The 19,737-nt window shown below is 33.4% G+C and carries 16 protein-coding genes and 1 pseudogene; 14 read left to right on the top strand and 3 right to left on the bottom strand.

Annotation, left to right across the window (positions count from 1 at the left end):
• Nucleotides 1–3 precede the first annotated feature (3 nt).
• Nucleotides 4–1,146, bottom strand: a complete 1,143-nt coding sequence (locus N0M98_RS29435) for a glycosyltransferase family 4 protein (protein WP_259620000.1) — start codon at nt 1,144–1,146, stop codon at nt 4–6.
• Nucleotides 1,147–1,148: 2 nt separating this feature from the next.
• Nucleotides 1,149–2,645, bottom strand: a complete 1,497-nt coding sequence (locus tag N0M98_RS29430; RefSeq protein WP_259619999.1) for a sugar transferase — start codon at nt 2,643–2,645, stop codon at nt 1,149–1,151.
• Nucleotides 2,646–2,927: 282 nt separating this feature from the next.
• Here N0M98_RS29430 and N0M98_RS29425 point away from each other — a divergent pair, with 282 nt between their 5' ends.
• From N0M98_RS29425 to N0M98_RS29360, 14 genes are read left to right on the top strand one after another with little or no spacing between them, the layout of a single operon-like run.
• A complete protein-coding gene (locus N0M98_RS29425; RefSeq protein ID WP_259619998.1) occupies nt 2,928–4,007 on the top strand; it encodes a mannose-1-phosphate guanylyltransferase/mannose-6-phosphate isomerase in 1,080 nt (359 codons plus the stop codon).
• Nucleotides 4,008–4,043: 36 nt separating this feature from the next.
• A complete protein-coding gene (gmd, locus tag N0M98_RS29420) occupies nt 4,044–5,015 on the top strand; it encodes a GDP-mannose 4,6-dehydratase (RefSeq protein WP_259619997.1) in 972 nt (323 codons plus the stop codon).
• Nucleotides 5,016–5,019: 4 nt separating this feature from the next.
• Nucleotides 5,020–5,967, top strand: coding sequence for a GDP-mannose 4,6-dehydratase (locus tag N0M98_RS29415; protein WP_259619996.1), 948 nt, complete (start codon nt 5,020–5,022; stop codon nt 5,965–5,967).
• 16 nt (nt 5,968–5,983) lie between these two features.
• The gene (locus tag N0M98_RS29410) at nt 5,984–6,757 is read left to right on the top strand and encodes an ABC transporter permease (protein WP_259619995.1); all 774 of its coding nucleotides are present in this window, start codon (nt 5,984–5,986) and stop codon (nt 6,755–6,757) included.
• Nucleotides 6,758–6,779: 22 nt separating this feature from the next.
• Complete coding sequence (locus N0M98_RS29405) at nt 6,780–7,601, top strand: hypothetical protein (RefSeq protein ID WP_259619994.1); 822 nt, start codon at nt 6,780–6,782, stop codon at nt 7,599–7,601.
• Nucleotides 7,598–9,241 carry an ABC transporter ATP-binding protein gene (locus N0M98_RS29400; RefSeq protein WP_259619993.1) on the top strand — a complete coding sequence of 548 codons (1,644 nt, stop codon included), beginning with the start codon at nt 7,598–7,600 and terminating at the stop codon, nt 9,239–9,241. The genes N0M98_RS29405 and N0M98_RS29400 overlap by 4 nt, the downstream gene beginning before the upstream one ends.
• Complete coding sequence (locus N0M98_RS29395; protein ID WP_259619992.1) at nt 9,216–11,054, top strand: glycosyltransferase; 1,839 nt, start codon at nt 9,216–9,218, stop codon at nt 11,052–11,054. The genes N0M98_RS29400 and N0M98_RS29395 overlap by 26 nt, the downstream gene beginning before the upstream one ends.
• A gap of 3 nt (nt 11,055–11,057) precedes the next feature.
• A complete protein-coding gene (locus N0M98_RS29390) occupies nt 11,058–12,104 on the top strand; it encodes a glycosyltransferase family 4 protein (protein WP_259619991.1) in 1,047 nt (348 codons plus the stop codon).
• Between the two features lie 9 nt (nt 12,105–12,113).
• Nucleotides 12,114–13,472, top strand: coding sequence for a glycosyltransferase family 4 protein (locus N0M98_RS29385; RefSeq protein ID WP_259619990.1), 1,359 nt, complete (start codon nt 12,114–12,116; stop codon nt 13,470–13,472).
• 6 nt (nt 13,473–13,478) lie between these two features.
• The gene (locus N0M98_RS29380) at nt 13,479–14,387 is read left to right on the top strand and encodes a decaprenyl-phosphate phosphoribosyltransferase (protein ID WP_375295564.1); all 909 of its coding nucleotides are present in this window, start codon (nt 13,479–13,481) and stop codon (nt 14,385–14,387) included.
• A 15-nt stretch (nt 14,388–14,402) separates the two neighbouring features.
• Nucleotides 14,403–16,217, top strand: coding sequence for a hypothetical protein (locus tag N0M98_RS29375; protein ID WP_259619988.1), 1,815 nt, complete (start codon nt 14,403–14,405; stop codon nt 16,215–16,217).
• 32 nt (nt 16,218–16,249) lie between these two features.
• Complete coding sequence (locus N0M98_RS29370) at nt 16,250–16,669, top strand: divergent PAP2 family protein (protein WP_259619987.1); 420 nt, start codon at nt 16,250–16,252, stop codon at nt 16,667–16,669.
• Nucleotides 16,670–16,718: 49 nt separating this feature from the next.
• Nucleotides 16,719–17,048 carry an EamA family transporter gene (locus N0M98_RS29365; protein WP_259619986.1) on the top strand — a complete coding sequence of 110 codons (330 nt, stop codon included), beginning with the start codon at nt 16,719–16,721 and terminating at the stop codon, nt 17,046–17,048.
• Nucleotides 17,049–17,083: 35 nt separating this feature from the next.
• A complete protein-coding gene (locus N0M98_RS29360) occupies nt 17,084–18,850 on the top strand; it encodes a hypothetical protein (protein WP_259619985.1) in 1,767 nt (588 codons plus the stop codon).
• A gap of 628 nt (nt 18,851–19,478) precedes the next feature.
• On the opposite strand, the pseudogene N0M98_RS29355 reads toward N0M98_RS29360, so the two are convergent.
• Nucleotides 19,479–19,737: pseudogene (locus tag N0M98_RS29355) on the bottom strand (IS1380 family transposase); the annotation flags it as partial.

Genomic DNA, 19,737 nt, shown 5'->3' with positions numbered 1-19,737 from the left:
AGGTCACTGGTCATTTAATACTTTCAAGTAAATTTTTTTTGTTTCAGCGGCAGTTTTTTCCCAAGTAAAGTTAGAAGCGCGCTGCAGAGCTAATTGGGAATATTGACTCCGAATTTGTGTGTTGGAAATCATTGTGTGCATGGATTCCGCCCAGGCAAGATCGTCATCCGGTGGAATTAGGACACCGCCGTCTCCGATAATTTCAGGTATAGATGAGATGTTGGAGCCAATCACGGGTGTACCGCACTGCATAGCTTCAAGAAGGGGCAGGCCAAAGCCCTCATAGATCGATGGCATTACAAAAGCGGAAGCAGCACTGTAAATAGCCGGAAGGTCATCATCGTCAATAAATCCTGTAAATATGATTTCTTCTTCTAATTGATGCTTTTGAACCCATTCAAAAATAGGACCATATTTCCACCCTTTTGCACCTACTATAACTAATTTAACGGATGTTTCCCAATTTTGTTTCAACAAAAGGTATGACTTTAGAAGCCCAAGTAAGTTTTTACGAGGCTCTAATGTTCCTACGAACAAAATAAATTTTTCAGGAAGTTTATATTTTGTTAAAACAGGAAGACTGTCGAGAATAAATCTGAAGTGCTCGTCTGCAGCTAAATAAACGACATCAATTTTATCTTCGGGAATATGAAGCAGTTCGATAATATCCTGTTTCGTCTGCAAAGAATCGGCAATAATGTGATCGCATTGTTGTGCGCTGTAAGGAACCCAATTACTGTGATGCTTCAAAATACGTTCGCTTGTCGCATCAGGGTATCTCATGTACGCTAAATCATGGATAGTAATGATACTTTTGCCTCTCCAAGTAGGCGTATAAGTGAAGTTAGTACCATGAAATATGTCGGCTTTTGCTTTTGACAGCATATCATAAGGCATATGGTAAAGGAAATTTGGCCTAAGTAATCTTCGTATTACTTTATAAGGATAAACGTTATTTCTTAAATGAAGATGAAAATCACGTTTTAAATCTAAAACGTGATTTTCATGTATAGCTTTTACGATTCGGTTAAAAGCTAAGTGTACATCTAAATCTTGAGTGGCTAACTGCTTGCTCAAACACTCCACGTATCTTGCGATACCGGATCGGGGACCCAGCAGAGGTTGAGCATCCAAATATACATTCAAGGTTAATAAGCTCCTTCTCCTTTTAGAACAACAGGAATAGTTTTTAGCAATATTTTGATATCAAATACAATACTCCAGTTTTCAATATAATAAATATCAAGGCTCATCCATTGTTGGAAAGATAAATCGCTGCGCCCACTTACCTGCCAAAGTCCGGTAATGCCCGGGAGCACTTCAAGTCTTCTCCACTCCCAGTCCCCATAACGTTCAACTTCATTGGGCAGAGGAGGACGCGGGCCTACTAAGCTCATGTCCCCTTTAAGGACATTGAAAAGCTGAGGAAGCTCATCAATAGAGTACTTTCGTATGAAGCTTCCTACTTTGGTTATTCTCGGATCATCTTTCATTTTAAATGCTAGCCCATTTACTTCATTTTTATCTTGAAGGTTTTTGAGCATGGAGTCGGCATTGGTGATCATTGATCTAAACTTCAACATATGAAATTGTTTACCGTTTTTTCCGATTCGCTGCTGCTTATAAATAATGCTGCCTTTGGAGTCCAGTTTAATAGCTAATGCTGTTATCAAAAAAATGGGTGAAATTACTAGGATTAGTAAAGACGATGCTATAATATCAATTAACCGCTTGAAAGCCAAACCGACGCCTCTCATTGGAGTTTTCACTAAAGTAACAACGGGCAAAGTGTTAATATTGCCAATTTGTACGGTACTCATAACAAGATTATATAGATCAGGAACAATTTTAATTTGAATATCCAATTTTCTAAGGTCTGTAATGAGTTTATTAACGAGTTCCCGTTCGGAAGGGATTGTAATAATTATTTCCTCGACCAACTGGTCTTTCAGAATTTCATTGATTTTGGATACTGGCCCTAAATACTTATTACCTTTAAAATCAGTAAACTCATTGTCATCGACAAAACCTACAATTTGATATCCCAAGTAACGGTAATTTGACAATTCTTCCATTAGCGATTTGCCGAATTTGCCGGCTCCAACAATAACTACGTTCTTACTAACAATACCTTGCTGGGCCAATTGAATATACATAAATCGCTTAATGGATCTTATTGAACATGAGGATATAATTGCGGCAAACCAGTAACTCACAATTACCAATCTTGATAAATCCGTAAACTTTAATATAAAACTTACACCAATAGTAATCAGAATTGAAAAAGAAAATGCTTTAATGACTTTGTAAAGCTCATCTGCAAGTCCTGATCCCGATCTAAAACGAAATAGCTGATATCTGTACACAAATATTAGGTAAGTCAACGAAGAAATTATAAAGAATACAATATAATTGATAAAACGGGGGGAGTGCATATTCCAAATAAGACTTTCATCAAATTCTTGAGCAATTCGATATTCATATAACAAGAAATAGATGAAGGTAATCAAGGCTAATTCTAGCAATATAAAAACAGAACCTAATATACTGGATATATTCTTCTTCGTCTCTAATTTTTTATTAATTTCAATGGTTGGTATAAGTTGTTCCTTTTTGGAATTTGTCGTTGTATAGGAGTAATTCACTTTCTGTACCTCCGAAAATTCGACTTATCATATATGATTTTAGTCTGAATAAGCTAAGTAAAGCAACATAACATATTGCCAATTTTATTAACTATCCTCTTGAATACTGAAACTGTTAACATGAAAGTTAATAAAATTATCATTGTTTGATTCTATTATACTAATAATGTGGTGCTAGAAACAATTAATTCCAGAAAAGATTGCTTTGCCTTATTTTGATAGGCTATAATATTGTAGTTGTATATAATTGCTCGTTTTATGTCGATAACTGGAGGGGAAGACATGACCATTACCGCTGTGATTATGGCAGGCGGGAAAGGCGAACGTTTCTGGCCCAAAAGCCGTACCCATTTGCCAAAGCAATTCCTGAATATTTCTGGCAGCAAATCAATGATACAGCAAACTATCGCTAGACTTGAAAAACTTATAGATATAACTCATATCTTCATAGTTACTAATGAATTGTATGCCGAATTAATCCGTGCCCAAATACCAAATCTTCCTGCTGATAATATCATTATTGAGCCTATCGGAAGAAACACCGCTCCTTGCGTGGGGCTTGCTTCTTTAATTATAGAGGAAAAATTCCCTGATAGTACTATGGTTGTCCTGCCTTCCGATCATATTATTGAGAACGATGAAGGCTTTATTAAAATTCTTCGAACTGCTGTTGAAGTAGCCCGAGAGAAAGATAATCTTGTGACCCTCGGGATTCAACCGACTTATCCGGAAACAGGTTACGGCTATATCGAAAGCACCAAACAAATTCAAAAAGTTAATGATTTAGATGTGCATAAGGTCAATAAGTTCGTAGAAAAACCGGATTTGGAGACAGCACAATCTTACTTGGATTCAGGTAATTTTTTCTGGAACAGCGGAATCTTCATCTGGAAAACCGATGTTATAAGAAATTATATTAAACAGCTTATGCCAGATATGCATGACGTATTGGAGACATTAAAGAAGGCTTTTCAAACCGATACAGACCGCAATCAATTAATCCGTAATGAGTTTTACAAAATGCCTGACCAATCCATCGACTACGGTATAATGGAGAAAGTGAGCAATATTTATGTCATTCCCTGTGTTTTCGGATGGGATGATGTAGGCAGCTGGACAGCGCTTGATCGTATCAACGATCGGGATGAAAATGGGAATGTTATAAAAGGAAATATTTTGAACTTGGATACAAAACGATGCATCATTGAAAGCAACGGTAAACTTATTGCTACCTTAGGGATTGAGGATCTTATTATCGTTGATACAGAAGATGTAACATTGATTTGTACAAAAGATAAAGCCCAAGAAGTGAAGCTGCTTTTAAAAGAACTGAGAACTCAAAAGCTTGATCAATATTTATAAAAGATAACAATTATCTAAATTAAGGAGTTATTGAAGATGACAAAATCGGCATTGATTACGGGCGTTACAGGACAAGATGGTTCATATTTGGCTGAGTTATTGCTCTCTAAAGGGTATAAAGTATTTGGTTTACGTAGAAGAACTAGTACTCCGATTATGGAAAACGTCGAACATATAAAAAATGAAATTGAGTTTATTGAAGGGGATCTGCTTGATCAAGGTTCCTTGATAAGCGCAATCCGTATTTCAAATGCTGATGAAGTATATAACTTGGCGGCACAATCCTTTGTTGGTACTTCCTGGGAACAGTCTGTATTAACCGGACAGGTAACGGGCATCGGTGTTACCAATATGTTGGAGGCTGTTCGTTTAACTAAGCCGGAGGCTAGATTTTATCAAGCCTCAAGCAGTGAAATGTTCGGTAAAGTTGTTGAAACTCCTCAAAAAGAAACAACGCCGTTCTATCCGCGGAGCCCTTATGGTGTTGCTAAAGTTTATGGACACTGGATTACAGTGAATTATCGTGAAAGTTTTGATATGTATGCTTGTTCGGGTATATTGTTCAATCACGAATCTCCGCGCCGCGGCGTAGAGTTTGTTACACGAAAAGTTACTGATGCTGCTGCTAGAATTAAATTAGGCCTTGAGAAAGAACTGCGAATGGGGAATCTGGATGCCAAAAGAGATTGGGGCTTTGCAGGCGATTATGTAAAGGCGATGCATCTGATGCTGCAGCAAGAATATGCTGATGATTATGTTATTTCCACCGGTGAGATGCATACGGTTCAAGAACTAGTTGAAATTGCTTTTAATTACGTAGACCTAAATTGGAAAGATTATGTCATAGTTGATCCTAAATTTGTCCGGCCAGCTGAAGTAGATCTTTTATTGGGAGATTGTACTAAAGCTAAACAAAAACTTGGTTGGGAGCAAAAGGTTGGTTTTCAGCAGCTTGTACAAATGATGGTAGAGAGTGATCTTCAGAAACTATCTAAGTATAAGGTATAAAAACATGACTATATCGTTAATAACAGGAATTAATGGTTTTGTAGGCAAACACTTGGGTAAACTATTAATTTCAAAAGGACACATTGTTTACGGCACTTCTAGAAGTGCCTTTTTAGAACATAATGACTACTACAACTACCTAATAACTACTGCGTTAGAAGACAAAGATGAATTTAAAAAGATTTTGAAAAAGATAAAACCTGATTATATTTTTCATTTAATGGCACAAAGTAATGTGCGTCGGTCATGGGAAGATCCGGATGGAACATTCTATACAAATGTCGAGAAAACAACAGTTTTATTAGATGCAGTGGCTGAATTAGATTTGCCGGTTCGAATTATTAATGTAGGATCATCTGAAGAATACGGATATGATCCAAATTGGCAAATGCCAATCAAAGAAGATTATGAACTAAATCCACAAAATCCTTATGGGGAATCTAAGGCGGCTGTTTCGAGGTTAATTGCTAATTATTTGAATGTCAATCGATTGGATATTATTCATATGAGGCCCTTTAATCATATTGGTCCAGGACAAAGATTAGGATTCGTAGTTCCTGATTTCGCAAATCAAATCGTCAAAATAGAGAATGGGTTAAGTGAACCAAAATTAAAAGTTGGAGACTTAACTTCGAAAAGAGATTTTTCGGATGTTAGAGACATAGTTAATGCTTATTTATTAGCAGCTGAAAAAGGTGAAACAGGAAGTATTTATAATGTTTGTTCAGGTGTTCCATTGGGAATAATAACAATATTGGAAAAATTAATCGCCCTTTCTAAAGTAGAAATATCTTATGAAATAGACAAACGATTATTTAGACCTAATGATATACCTTTTTATTTTGGTGATAATACTAAAATAATTAGTCACACTCAATGGAAGCCTAAATGGTTAATTGACGATTCTTTAGTGGATACAATAAATTATTTTAGAACATCCTTTAATCAATAAGAAATTTGGTGGTCTTATGGTACTTAAATATTCAGGACTTTTAAGGGATTTAACAATTAAAGATTTTAAAAGTAAATATGCCAGTTCACATTTGGGAATACTGTGGAACATTTTGATGCCTATTTGTTATATCTTAATATATACTTTGATCTTCTCAAAACTTATGATGGCCAAGTTGCCTCAAATGACAGGAACTTTTGATTATAGTATATATCTTAGCTCCGGTATACTTGCATGGACCATTTTCAATAATTCACTAATTAGATTACAAAATGTTTTTATTGAAAATTCGAACATAGTAAAAAAAGTGTATTTCCCTAAAGTTATTTTACTTCTCGCCATAATATGTTCTTCATTAATTGAACTTTTTATAAATTATGTTTTACTTTTTATTGTGTTACTATTAGTTGGGCAAGCCGTTTCATTTAGTTATTTACTTATATTTCCACTTCTTGTTTTGCTTCAAATTTTTGCACTTGGGGTAGGGTTAATATTATGTGTTACTACTATCCATTTTAGGGATTTATCACAGATTTTTTCAATAGTTCTGCCGTTATGGTTTTGGTTTACACCTATAGTATATGTAAAAGACATTATTCCAAAAGAATATCAATATTTTATTGACTGGAACCCTTTATATTATTTTATTCGTTTGTTTCAAGATATTGTTTTTAATAAACCACTTGACGGCATTGATTTTGTTTCCATTATCTTAATTACATTAGGCATGGTACTAGTAGGATCCTTAATATATAAAAAACTAGTTAACGAAGTTTCTGATTTGATTTAATAAAAAAGGGTTGGTGTCTGAAATGCAACTTAATTTCAATACAGAACAATTAAAAAAAAGATTAAAAGAAAATATTGAAAGAAATATTGTATCAGGACATCAAGTTAATGATGCTTATTTTTCAAACATTGAGAAATTAATTGAACTTCATAATATTTCTGAGGTTCATTATTTCTCTCACAGAAAATTTTTGGGGAAATTTATTATTGCTTTTAAAAAAGTTATTAGAAAACTTATTCGTCCAATACTTAATAAACAAATTACATTCAATCAACTGATGATTGAAAATGTTCGCTACTTACAACAGCAAGTTAAAGATAACCAAGAACATCAAGCCAAAAAAATCGAAGAATTACTTATTTCTTCAGTTGATGATTTAGTTAATGATTTAAAAGATCAAGAAAATGCAAGAAATCATTATTTGACAGAAGTTGCAGCATCCTCAAATAACAATTTAGAAACTAATCTTAATAAGTTTAAAGATGAAATTAATTATGGTTCTGATAAAAAGATTAGTGAACTACAAAAAAGAATTGAATTACAAACAGAGATAGTCGAACAATTAACCCTTCAAATCCAACAACAAAAAAATGAAATAGAACAGCAAAAAATTGACATCGAAAGTCTAAACAATAAAATATTGAATATTGTTGATGATTCAAGGAAAGAGACAACCAAAAATATTCTTATTGAATTAAGCGATTTTTATTTTAGAAAAAATGAGTTTGATCTAAGTTATCAATTGCTTCTATTTGCTCTTAAGTACGATCCTGATAATATTGAATTAGAAGGAAAGTTACTTTCCGTTTTTGATACTTTAAATAAAAGTAGGAACCTACAATGAACAACGAATATAAAGCTAATATTAATATCCTTGAAGAAGATAATATTATAATCACACAAGTTAATCGTATGAGTAGCATTAAGTTGAAAATAACTAATATTGGTACTAACACTTGGAATGCATACGATAAAAAAAATCCTGTTGCTATTTGTTATCGAATTAAGAGCGAAAACCAGGTTCTTTCTGAAGGGATTAGAACGAAACTTCCCTATAATGTTTCTCCAGGAGAAAGCATAGAGGTCAGAGCCAATTATATAGTATCTCAAAGATGTGAAAATATTGAATTAACCTGGGATTTAGTTCATGAAGGTATCTCATGGTTTGAAGACTACGGTTCTAATATACTAAACACCAAAATAAAGTTGGATAGGAAATCCAAATTACCTGTTAATAATATAGAGAATGATGTGGCTATTCAATGCATCAATCTTTCTAAGCGATATAAATTATATTCTAATTCTTTTGGTAAATTTATGAATATTTTCCCTTATCAGGGACAAAGACATTTTAAGAGCTTCTGGGCTTTAAAAGATATAAATTTTAAAGTACTAAAAGGGGAAACTTATGGCATCATTGGTTTCAATGGATCTGGAAAGAGTACACTCTTAAGTATTTTGGCGCAAACGAAACAGCAAACTGATGGTGAATTTATTGTTAATGGTAGAATAGCCGCATTATTGGAGTTGGGTGCGGGGTTCCATCCTGAATTATCAGGGCGAGAAAATGTGATTTTGAATAGTCATTTACATGGAATTTCAAGAAGTGAAATGCTGACTAGATTAGAATCTATTCAAGAATTTGCGAGTATTGGCGATTTTTTTGATAAACCTGTTAAGAGTTATTCAAGTGGTATGTTTGTCCGACTTGCATTCTCGTTAGCTATAAATGTTGATCCTGATGTTTTGATTATTGATGAAGCACTCGCTGTTGGAGATGAGGTTTTTCAGAGAAAGTGCTTTAAAAAATTTGAGGAATTTAAAGCAAAAGGAAAGACAATTATTTTTGTTAGTCATGATTTAAATGCAATAAGAGCACTTTGTAATCGGGTTGCGTTGATTTATGATGGTAATCTCATATATGAAGGGACATCGAACGATGTTGCTAATTACTATCAAAAAATGACGTTAACGGCCAACCTAGATCAGCTAGATAATTCAGAGAAAAAAGAAAAAAAAGATATTCGATATGGTAACGGCAAAGCTAAAATCACTAGCTTCAAGCTTTTGGACGAAAATGGGGAGGAGAGCTCCATTTTTAAAACCGGAAAAGCAATCCAAATCGAAGTTGAGGCTGTTGCTGAAGATTTTATTGAAGAACCGGTGCTTGGAGTTCTCTTTAAGACTATTAATGGAGTTGAAGTATTCGGCTCGAACAGCAAAATACTGGGTTGTAAAATTCATTCCATTAATTCAAAGGATTTCTTGAGATATACCTTTAAATTTCCTATGCATTTAAATGAAGGAACTTATTTCTTAAGTCTGGGAATAACTGACCAGGCTAACGGAGAAAGTATCACTGTAGACAGACTAGTGGATGTTACTTTCTTTCGGGTTATTTCCACATTATCCTGTTTGGGATTGGCAAATTTAAATACAGGAGCTGAAATCAAGGGACATGTCAATAAATTTGTCGAACAGTAGACCAAAAGTTTACTTTTTTTGTTTTAATTATAGAAAAGATGCTGATATAGAAGCTATAAAAAAAGAAGCCATAACTTATTATAAGATCTTTGATGAAAAAATTGAAGACTTCCAATTTAGATTTATTTCTTTGGAAAGTGAATTGGGGGAAAATGAAGAAGATATCGATAATAATCTTAACATTTCGTGTTGGGGTTATAAATTTGATGAATTATTATTAAAATATTCTCCTGACATTATTCACATATTTAGTGATAGTTTGGAAGGGTATCATCTTTTTGAAGCTAATTATGGAGAGCGTTCATTTCTTACTCTCTACACAGTTACTGGTATGAACCCATTGCCTCGCTATGAAGAGGGTTATTTAGTTCATATTAGGCATGCCATAGATGTCGGAAATCTGCTTGTTACTACAAAATCTTCTATCGTAACAAAATTACTATCAAAATTGGGGATTCGAACAACCCAAATTGTTACAAAAACGAAAATGAATCGCAACGATTTTGTGAAAGAAAAAAATAGTAAATTTACTGTCGGTTTTGCTTCATCGCCAATGTCAGAGGATTCCTGGGAGGATCGTGGAGTACCACTATTGATTGAATTAGCAAGTAAGCATGAAGAATGTCATTTTAAAATTGCATGGCGTGGCAATGTTCTAGAAAAACTAGAAAATCAGATAAATCAGTATAATCTATCAAATATTGAGGTTTTGAATGGGCATATTGATATGTATGATTTTTACAAGAATGTAGACGTTGTAATTGTACCGTATACTTCACTTCATAATAATCATTCAAGCCCTCTTTCAATAGTTGAAGCTATTTCCTTGGGAATACCAGTAATAATAACAGATGTAGTTGGCATCAAGGATATTATTACCAAATATAATTTTGGAGTCATTGCTAAACCCGACATTGATGATTTACAAATGAAATTAAACATAATAATAACCGATTATGAGAAATATAAGAAGCAAGTAGATAAATTGGGATTTAATAAGTTTTATTTAGATAATGAAGAATCCCATGATTACGTAAGAATATACCGCTTATTAAAAGACCAAATTCCAGTGCCTACTCTTAAAAGATGGCAAACTCAACTTGAGCAAAAAGGTAATTATTTAGTAATGAACCGAAAAGAAATAGCAAGCTATTATAACGATGAACGAATTGCAGAACTTTATGATGAACATCGGTTTAGCAGTTATCCCATGCGAACTTTTGATTTGTTGGAGCGTTCTGCAATCAATTATTTAATCGACAAATACAAATCTAATAATCAGAATATTAAATTGTTAGATATTGCTTCAGGTGACGGTAGGGTTCTTCGAGAATTAACTAAATACGGCAAGGTATCTGCTTTAGAAAATTCTGGATTTATGATTTCAGTGTCAGCTAAGAAACTGGATTCAAGTAGCAAAGTCACATATATTAAAGACAACTTTTATGATTTCGAGCCTGACCTTAAATTTCATGTAGTAACCATTTTTAGATTTATAAGACATTATGATTATCTAGATAGAAAAGAAATATACCAAAAACTATACAATTTTATTACTGATGATGGAATAATTTTGTGTGAATTTCCAAATAAAATTGCTGAAACACAGTTAAGAAAGCAAGTTGGCTGGGAAAATTTCAATGTCTATGATGTTTTTTGGTATGATTTTGAAATTGAAGATGAATTGTCTGAAAATAACTTTGAAATTGTGGATTCAATACCATATGGAGAATTTCTGCTGCCCAAAGAAGTAATTAGGAGCCAAAATATTTCTTTGGCTACCTTAGTATGTTTCCGCAAGAAGAGAGGTTGAATCATGAAAAAGAGAAAAGTTGCAATCTGTCATGCACAAGTTCCTTTCTTCTATGGTGGTGGTGAACTGCATGCGGAATCTTTGAAAAAAGAATTATTGAAAAGAAATTATGATGCTGATATTATAACGCTGCCATACAAATGGTATCCCAATGAACAGTTAGTTCAGAGTATGCTGAACTGGCGATTGATTGATCTATCAGAAAGTAATGGCGAAAAAATTGATTTAGTTATTCCAATGAAGTTTCCATCCTATGGTGTTCAACATTCTAATAAAGTGGTTTGGTTGATGCATCAATTTAGACAAGTCTATGATTTATTTGGAACCCAATACAGTGAGTTTGATCATACTCCCGAAAGCTTGTCGACAAGGGAATTGGTTAAGAGATTCGACCAGAATAGCTTGAACGAATGCAATAAGCTATTTACCACTTCAAATAATAACGCGAATCGTTTAAATAAATACAATAATATTAATGCTGAAGTACTTTATCATCCTCCTAAACACTATGGGAAGTATTACACCGAAAATTATGATGATTATATCTTGTCAGTTGGGAGATTGGACAAATTAAAAAGAATTGATTTATTAATAAATGCTATTAAATATACGGATAATAATGTAAAATGCATAATAGTAGGGACTGGGCCTGAGAAAGAGAATTTGCAAAAACTAATTCATAAATTAAATCTTGAGCATAGAATCAAGCTAGTTGGGTTTATTGATGACACTGAGTTACTGCATTATTTGGCTAACTGCCTCGGTGTATATTATGCTCCTTATGATGAGGATTATGGATATGTCACTTTAGAAGCCTTTTTGTCGAAGAAATGCATTATATCATTTGAAGATTCTGGCGGAGTTTTGGAGTTTGTTCAAGATAACGTTAATGGATTTATCTTGTCTCATGAAGAGCAAATAGCCGAGAAAATTAACTTTTTATATCATAATAAAATTAAGGCTACTGATTTTGGCCAAGCAGGTTACAATATCGTTCAGGACATATCATGGGATAATGTAATTGATCGATTAACTGAAACTATAAGATAGGGATAAAAAATGGATAAAATAGCCTACTTTTCACCACTTAATCCTGTACGCTCTGGAATATCCGATTATAGTGAAGATTTACTGCCGTATTTAAAAGAATATTATGAAATCGATGTATTTGTTCCTAATGGTTTTGAAATTGAAAATAAAATAATTAAAATGAATTTTAACATAAAGACTCATGAAGAATTCCCAAGGTTATATGCTCAGAAAGAATACAGTTCGGTTGTTTACCATATGGGAAATAATTATCATGCCCATAAAGAAATATATGAATTGATGCTTCAGTATCCAGGTATTGTAGTTCTCCACGACTTTTCTTTACATCATTTTTATGCTGCAAAAACGTTGGAGAATGGTAATTTTAAAGCATACGAAGATGAGATGTTTTACAGTCATGGTAATGAAGGACTACTTGAAGTGGAGCGGTTTGTAAAAGGAGAAATTCCGCCTATTTGGGAAACCAATTCATTGCAATTTCCATTAAATTTAAGAGTTTTGGATACCGCGGCAGGCGTGATTGTTCATTCACGATTTGCACAAAAACTGTTGCATGAGATTGCAAGCTATGTTCCAATAACTGTAGCACCAATTCCTGCACCATATATTGCAGAAGATATCGAGACTGTTCATAGAAATAAAATTGATGCAAGAAATTATTTAAACTTGGATCCAAATAAGTTAATTTTCAGCACATTAGGATTTACTAATCACACCAAACGAGTAGATAAAATTCTAGAGGCTCTGTATGATTTAAAAAAAGAAAAATTTCTTGAGGATTTTAAATTCTATATAGTAGGTCAAGTAGCCGATAATTATCCATTAGAGGATAAAATAAGAAGATTAGGTCTAACCAATGAAGTGGTGATTACTGGTTTTGTAGACCTCCAGGATTTTGATCGCTATATCGCTGCTTCCGATATATGTTTCAACTTGAGGTACCCTACACAAGGGGAGAACTCAGCAAGTCTGCTCAGAATTATGGGGCACGGTAAACCAGTTATAACCACGGATATTGGTTCTTTTAGCGAATTTCCGGAGGATATTGTTTCAAAGGTTTCTTATGGGAAGGAGGAAAAAGAAGATATCGTTAATTGTTTGAGGAAATTGCTGGATTTCGGGGGATTTGATCTTAAAAATCAGAGAATAATTGATTTTACCAGAAATAAACATACTATTTTAAAATGTGTTCAAGAGTATAATGAGTTTCTCAACAAAATTAAAATGGGGGAACTTAGTAATATATATCTACCGATAAAAAAGGTAATGTGTAATTACCAAAAAAACTCCAGTTCTATTTTAATTAATAATTTTGATCGGAATATTAATCAATTTGCGGATTCTATTTTTTCTTTATTTAAAGCATAGAGGGTGATAAATTTGAGTTCTCCAGTTTTAGCGAAGGGAAAGTTGGACAACGTACTTCCATTATTACTATTAAAACAACTACGACCTAAACAATGGACGAAAAATTTACTGGTATTCGCAGCGCTTCTTTTTTCTTTTAAAGATATCTCTCTCAATATGAGTATGAAATCTCTTGCCGGATTCATTCTATTTTGTTTAGTTTCAGGATGTGTCTACATTATTAATGATTTTGTTGATCGAGAAGCTGACAAAAACCACCCGGAAAAGAAATTCAGGCCTATGGCTTCAGGAGCTTTGAACCCATATATTGCGCTGATTTTTGGAGTGTTTTTATTAGCTATTTCATTGATTATTGGTTTTTATCTTAACGCACTTTTTTCAATACTTTTAAGTATATATTTTATTATAAATGTTGCTTATTCTTTAAAATTAAAAAATGTAGTTATTCTTGATGTAATGATTATTGCTGCAGGTTTTGTCTTGAGAGCAATTGGCGGAGGATTGGTTATTGAAGTCCATTTTACTCCCTGGTTTCTAATTTGTACCTTATTACTAGCTTTATTTTTAGCATTAAGCAAACGTAGGCATGAACTAATTTTGCTCCAAGATTCTAAGGGATCTCACCGAAAAGTATTGGAGCACTACTCCCCTGAATTGATTAATCAATTGAATAGCATTGTTACAACTGCAACAATAATCAGCTACTCGTTATTTACATTTACATCAGGAAGAACCATTCAGTTGATGTGGACAATTCCTTATGTATTATATGGTATATTTAGATACTTATATCTGATTTATATGCAAGATAAGGGAGGGAGTCCTGAAAAAGTATTAATACAGGATAAACCACTACAAATAACAATAGTTTTATATGCTTTAACTGTAGCCATTATTTTATATTATTTCGAGTAAGCGGGGATTTTCTTAATGGATATTTCTAAAAAAAAAATTCATGGAGTTATTTCGAAATTATTTATAGTTTTTTCCATAATATTGATATTGGTAACACTCTATCATAAACCTAATAGATATGGTGATGGTTGGGAGTATTTTGGAATGATTGTATCCTTTGCGAATCATTTTACTCCTGATTTGAAGAAAGAAGATATTGAAATTATTCATTCAACAGCGTTACAGTATAATATCGATGCTAACGTTATAAAAAATATAGACTATTCGGGGTATTTTAAAGACTTGTCTGGCAACTTTTATTCCTATCATTTTTGGTTTTATTCTTTAATATGTGTACCTGTTTTTTTTATGTTGAAATTATTTCATCTAAATACTTTTAAAGTATTTCAAATAACAAATGCAATATTTCTTATCATTATGTTTTGGTGGATATTGCACAAAAATTCATTTTCTATTCGAAAGAAGACTTGGTTAATTTTAGCGAGTATTCTAAGCCCCATTTGGTTATATTTACCTTGGAGTCACCCTGAAGTTTTTAGTTATGTACTTTTGTTTATAGGACTAATTGAATTATACGAGAAAAGATTATTAAGCTCAGTTGTGTTGATATCCTTGGCTTCGTTGCAAAACCCCGCAATAGCCATTATGGTAGCCTGTATTATTATTTTTTATATATTTTCAACAAAAAAAATTGATAAGTCATTTATTGTCATGAGTTTTTGTTCTTGCATAGTTCTTGTTCCCTATTTGTTTTATTATATTAATTACAAACAATTTAATATTATAGCTTCTAGTGGATATGCTTCCAGCAGTCTAATTACAATTAGTAAAATATCAAGCTTATTTTTTGACTTGAATTTTGGTATGATTTTGTTTATTCCTGTTCTTCTTATTGGATTTATCTGGTTGGTTTTTAGATTGAATAAAGAGGTTATTTTTTGGGCGATAGTTCTCTTGATGTTATCTATGATTTGTGCGACCCAGGCTAACTGGAATAGCGGAATGATGTATATTAATCGTTATAGTGTATGGATGATACCAATAATTATCTTTTCCACCATTGATTATTTCACCAACCTTAAGTTCAGGAATTTGGCTATAATTTCACTGGTATTCATTCTTTCCTCAGGCACTGTATTAATTTATTGTATTACTAAGTATGATGGTACAAATTATTTGAAGTTCAGTCCTTTGGCGAAGATTGCATTTTCAACAGTGCCTTCGTTATACAATCCACCTTACGAAGTATTCGTTGAAAGATCTTTAGGTAGGGAAGTACCGAAAGACCAATTCCCATCTAGTGTAGCGGTATGGAGTTCGACCGGGATGAGGAAAGAATACCAACAAAATAAATTTGGAATACAAGGGTATCTTGACGGCAAATATCAGTTTGTGAAATCAAATGCTATTTATAGTTTGTCAAACTTTGAGCCCAATCAAGATATTTTTAGTAATACAACAACGGCAACTTTCCTGTCGGGTTGGTATGGTATTGAAAAATCCCAAAATAATAATTATAGATGGACTAACCAAACCTCAGACCTAATCTTTAATTCTAATCAACAAAAAAATAGCAAGTTTGAAATTGTTATAGGAAGTTTCTATAAAGAAAGAGATTGTATTATTTTACTAAATGAACAAGTTATTTTTACTGGGACAATAGGAGTAGAGCCTCAGAAAATAGCTTTTAAAGGAAGCGTAAATTCAGGCCTTAATACATTGAAGATATTATCTACTTCTTCCAGTACAATTCCACAGGAAATTAAAGAACTTAATAACAATGATACTAGAGAGTTGAGTTTTTTTGTTTCAACAATTAATATTGATTGAAAAATTAGTTAATGTATAAGGAAGGTGTAGTTTTGATATATTTTATAGCGCCTTTTTTAGGTTGGCTCATATCAGGCTCCTTGAAATTTTTTATAAATTATATTAGATTTGGAAAAGGTGCTTTTGGAAAGATTGGAAATGGTGGATTCCCTAGTACGCATACAACTATTATAGTTACTTCTGTTACTTTGGTCGGCCTAAAAGAAGGTCTGAATACACCTATATTTGGTCTTGGTTTAGCTATTGCTTTAATAGTTATTATTGATGCTATTGGATTGAGACGGAATGTTGGTAAACATGCTAAAATAATAAACAAAATGATAATCATTAATAAGCTGGGTGAAAGTGGATTAAGGGAAAGCATGGGCCATAAGAAGCATGAGGTTATTGGTGGAATTATATTAGGAATACTAATAGGATCTTTCCTATATTTACTTAATAATTTAATTTAAGGTTGTGAAATTTTTGATTAATTTTATATTGATTCTAATAGGGGTCGTATTGAATGCAATTGCACAATTGCTATTAAAAAAGGGTATGGATTTAGTAGGTAAATTAAGTTTTGATATTCAAACAATTATTGGATTATTACCGTCAATTATAAAGAATGCATATATATGGAGTGGAATAGGAAGTTATGTAATAAGCTTATTTGTATGGTTAGTTGTGCTTTCTAGAGTTCAAGTGAGTTATGCTTATCCTTTCTTGAGCTTGGGCTATATTATTGCTGCAGTTATTGGATATTATTACTTGGGAGAAAGTTTATCAGTTTATAAAATAACGGGCATTTGCGTGATTTGTTTAGGGGTAATGATATTATCCAGAGGGTAAAAATTGAGTTAATTTAATAGAGCGGAGTAAATATAATGACAAGAAGGAAACTTTTACTTAGTTTTATGATTATTGTATCTGCTATTTTATTAATATGGGCAATAGTTCATAAGCCTAAATTGTATGGCGATGCTAGTGAATATATGGGGATGACCATCTCATTTGCCAATCACTTATCTCCGCAATTTACCTCGGAGGATAATGCTCAACTACAAGAATTATGGAAAGAATATGATGTACATCTCGGTTTTAGTGGGGCTACTAAAGCTCTGAATGACAGAGTTTATTTTTGGCACTTTTGGATTTATTCAGCTATATGTGCAATTCCTTATTTTTTTGCGAAAATACTACATTTACATCCCTTTATTCAATTTCAATTAGTTAACGTTATTTTGTATCTACTTGTGTTTTGGTGGATTGTTTATAAAACTAATGTAGAAAATAGAGGGAAAATTTGGTTAGTTTTAATTCATTTGTTCAACCCTATACTATTATATTTGCCTTGGTCAAGTCCAGAGGTATTTTCATATTGTTTACTATTTTTAGGATTGCTTGAGTTTCTTAATAAACGCTATTTTTGGGCCTGCTTATTACCGGCAATTGGTTCACTTCAAAACCCAGGACTATCTATTATTCCTTTTGTAGTTTGGTGGTTTGTACTTCTAAGGGCTCGTAAGATAACTAAAAAATTAATTTACTGCACTTTTGCATCCGCTGTAGTATTAATTCAATATATCTTTTTCTATGTTTTATATCACACACCAAGTCTGATTGGAAAAGATTCGGCATCTTTCGAAGAAATTTCACTAAATCGAATTGCAAGTCTGTTTTATGATTTGAATTTTGGTTTGCTTGCTTATGTTCCTGTTTTACTCATTATGATTCTCTTGGCAGTTTGGAAAAAAGATAAATTAGCTATTGCAAGTGTGATTATACTATTTATATTCGGTTTAATTTGTTCCCCGCAGGCAAATTGGAATAGTGGAATGATGTACATTAATCGTTACTCTGTCTGGTTTATTCCAATGTTGGCAGTAGGCACGACTAGCTATGCTTGCAGTATGAAAAAAAGAACATTTATGGCAACTTCTTCGTTGTTTGTGATCATTACAGGCATCATTACATTTACTTGTATGTCTCTCTATAAAGGAGATAATCACGTTTCGTTTAGCCCATTAGCTAAATTTGTTATATCAGTAGCCCCATCATTTTATAATCCTCCTGAAGAAATATTTGCAGAACGTGCATTAGGAGGGGAAATTCGTTTTATCGATAAGTTGCCTATTTCAATTTCAAATGATGAAGGCATACGTAAAACTCTTCTTATGGATCCTATTACTGGTAAACTTAGGTATGAGAATGGAAGCCCAAAACTAAGTGTATCTGACCTACGGTTTGTAAAAAGATTTGCTGCAAATGAAGATATATTCACCCAAGATACTGAAGCCTCTTTCCTTATTGGATGGGAAGGCTTGGAACAACACGATAACCAAAAATACAGATGGACACCAGAGAGAGCTGAAATGACTGTGTATACAAAAAACGACAATGCAGTTGTGAATGTCAATCTATCAAGGTTTTACTCTCAAAGTAACTGCAAAATATTTGTTAACGATGTTAAGGTATACGAAGGAATTATAGAAACCACATCAAAATTGGCCACTTTCAATATTCCATATAAAGGAAGCAATAGAATAGTTTTTGTTTCTGATGAGAAAGCGCTAATACCAAGTGATGTTCTCAAAGGTAGTCAGGACAATAGAAAGCTATCAATGGCTATTTCTGATTTCTCCATAAAGTAAAAGTTTATTGAAAGGGGCTGTCCCATAAGTCATGAAAAATGACCAGTGGCAACCCAAGTTTATTTAAAAATATTAATCAAAAAAGAAACCGTCCTTTAGTAAAATGGAGGTATCACCCACCATCTACGAAAAGAACGGTTTCTTTGTACATTTCAATATAACATGCTCAATTGTTTTTGCCAGTGGATTTAGAAGGAGTTATCCCAGCCCAATATTCGGTACGCCTGATCAACGACGTAGTGAATCGCCTAGATGATCAAATCTTTGATGATGCCTATCCTGGTGGGGCCGAGATAGCTAGTCCGAAGATGCGCACCAAAGCCGCCTGGCAGTTTCTGGATTTCCGTACCATTAATCGCTTTCGCTCAAACGAATGAAGGGATGTACTGGAGAAAGTTATTTACCGCGGTGCTCGGTCTTCTGGTGGAAGCAGACTACGTCAATCTTAAGTAATCCTGAATTTCGAAAGCGCATAAGAATGCGGCGGAAAATTTCGATGAGCGGTTCACTGAAAGTAAAAAAATGGAGATAGTGCCAGCGGGATTTGAACGACTTAGCCACATGAGGATAACTGCCCCCTCCCCAGTGAAGAGGCACTTTCGTTTTCCATGTGAAATGTTGGGAAGTGTCATTCCAATTGAACCACTTTAGCTTCGATACGCTTCCAAGCGTGTTGGTTGCCAAAATCCTTGATCAGCTTGAGCACAACTGATCGACTGTGCCGAACGAGCGTTGCTGCGCAATGAAAAAACTCCAAGCGGAATCGGGCAATCGTATAGGGCTGATGTACCGGTTCGCAGCAATCGCTTTTGAAGCGTTCGAACAAGTTGTAGGACAGCAGCTTAATCAGGAGGTCGAGCGTGTTGGCTTCAAATTCGCTGGTGGCG

This window comes from Paenibacillus doosanensis, assembly GCF_025060755.1.
Lineage (GTDB): Bacteria > Bacillota > Bacilli > Paenibacillales > NBRC-103111 > Paenibacillus_S > Paenibacillus_S doosanensis.
Note: the sequence above shows the minus strand (reverse complement) of the source record. Positions and strands in the feature narration are given on the sequence as shown.

Excerpts from the sequence above, each read along its gene's own strand:
- N0M98_RS29375 (WP_259619988.1), top strand. The coding sequence starts at position 14,403 with ATGGATATTTCTAAAAAAAAAATTCATGGAGTTATTTCGAAATTATTT.
- N0M98_RS29385 (WP_259619990.1), top strand. The coding sequence starts at position 12,114 with ATGGATAAAATAGCCTACTTTTCACCACTTAATCCTGTACGCTCTGGA.
- N0M98_RS29400 (WP_259619993.1), top strand. The coding sequence starts at position 7,598 with ATGAACAACGAATATAAAGCTAATATTAATATCCTTGAAGAAGATAAT.
- gmd (WP_259619997.1), top strand. The coding sequence starts at position 4,044 with ATGACAAAATCGGCATTGATTACGGGCGTTACAGGACAAGATGGTTCA.
- N0M98_RS29395 (WP_259619992.1), top strand. The coding sequence starts at position 9,216 with ATGTCAATAAATTTGTCGAACAGTAGACCAAAAGTTTACTTTTTTTGT.
- N0M98_RS29405 (WP_259619994.1), top strand. The coding sequence starts at position 6,780 with ATGCAACTTAATTTCAATACAGAACAATTAAAAAAAAGATTAAAAGAA.
- N0M98_RS29390 (WP_259619991.1), top strand. The coding sequence starts at position 11,058 with ATGAAAAAGAGAAAAGTTGCAATCTGTCATGCACAAGTTCCTTTCTTC.
- N0M98_RS29360 (WP_259619985.1), top strand. The coding sequence starts at position 17,084 with ATGACAAGAAGGAAACTTTTACTTAGTTTTATGATTATTGTATCTGCT.
- N0M98_RS29425 (WP_259619998.1), top strand. The coding sequence starts at position 2,928 with ATGACCATTACCGCTGTGATTATGGCAGGCGGGAAAGGCGAACGTTTC.
- N0M98_RS29410 (WP_259619995.1), top strand. The coding sequence starts at position 5,984 with ATGGTACTTAAATATTCAGGACTTTTAAGGGATTTAACAATTAAAGAT.
- N0M98_RS29415 (WP_259619996.1), top strand. The coding sequence starts at position 5,020 with ATGACTATATCGTTAATAACAGGAATTAATGGTTTTGTAGGCAAACAC.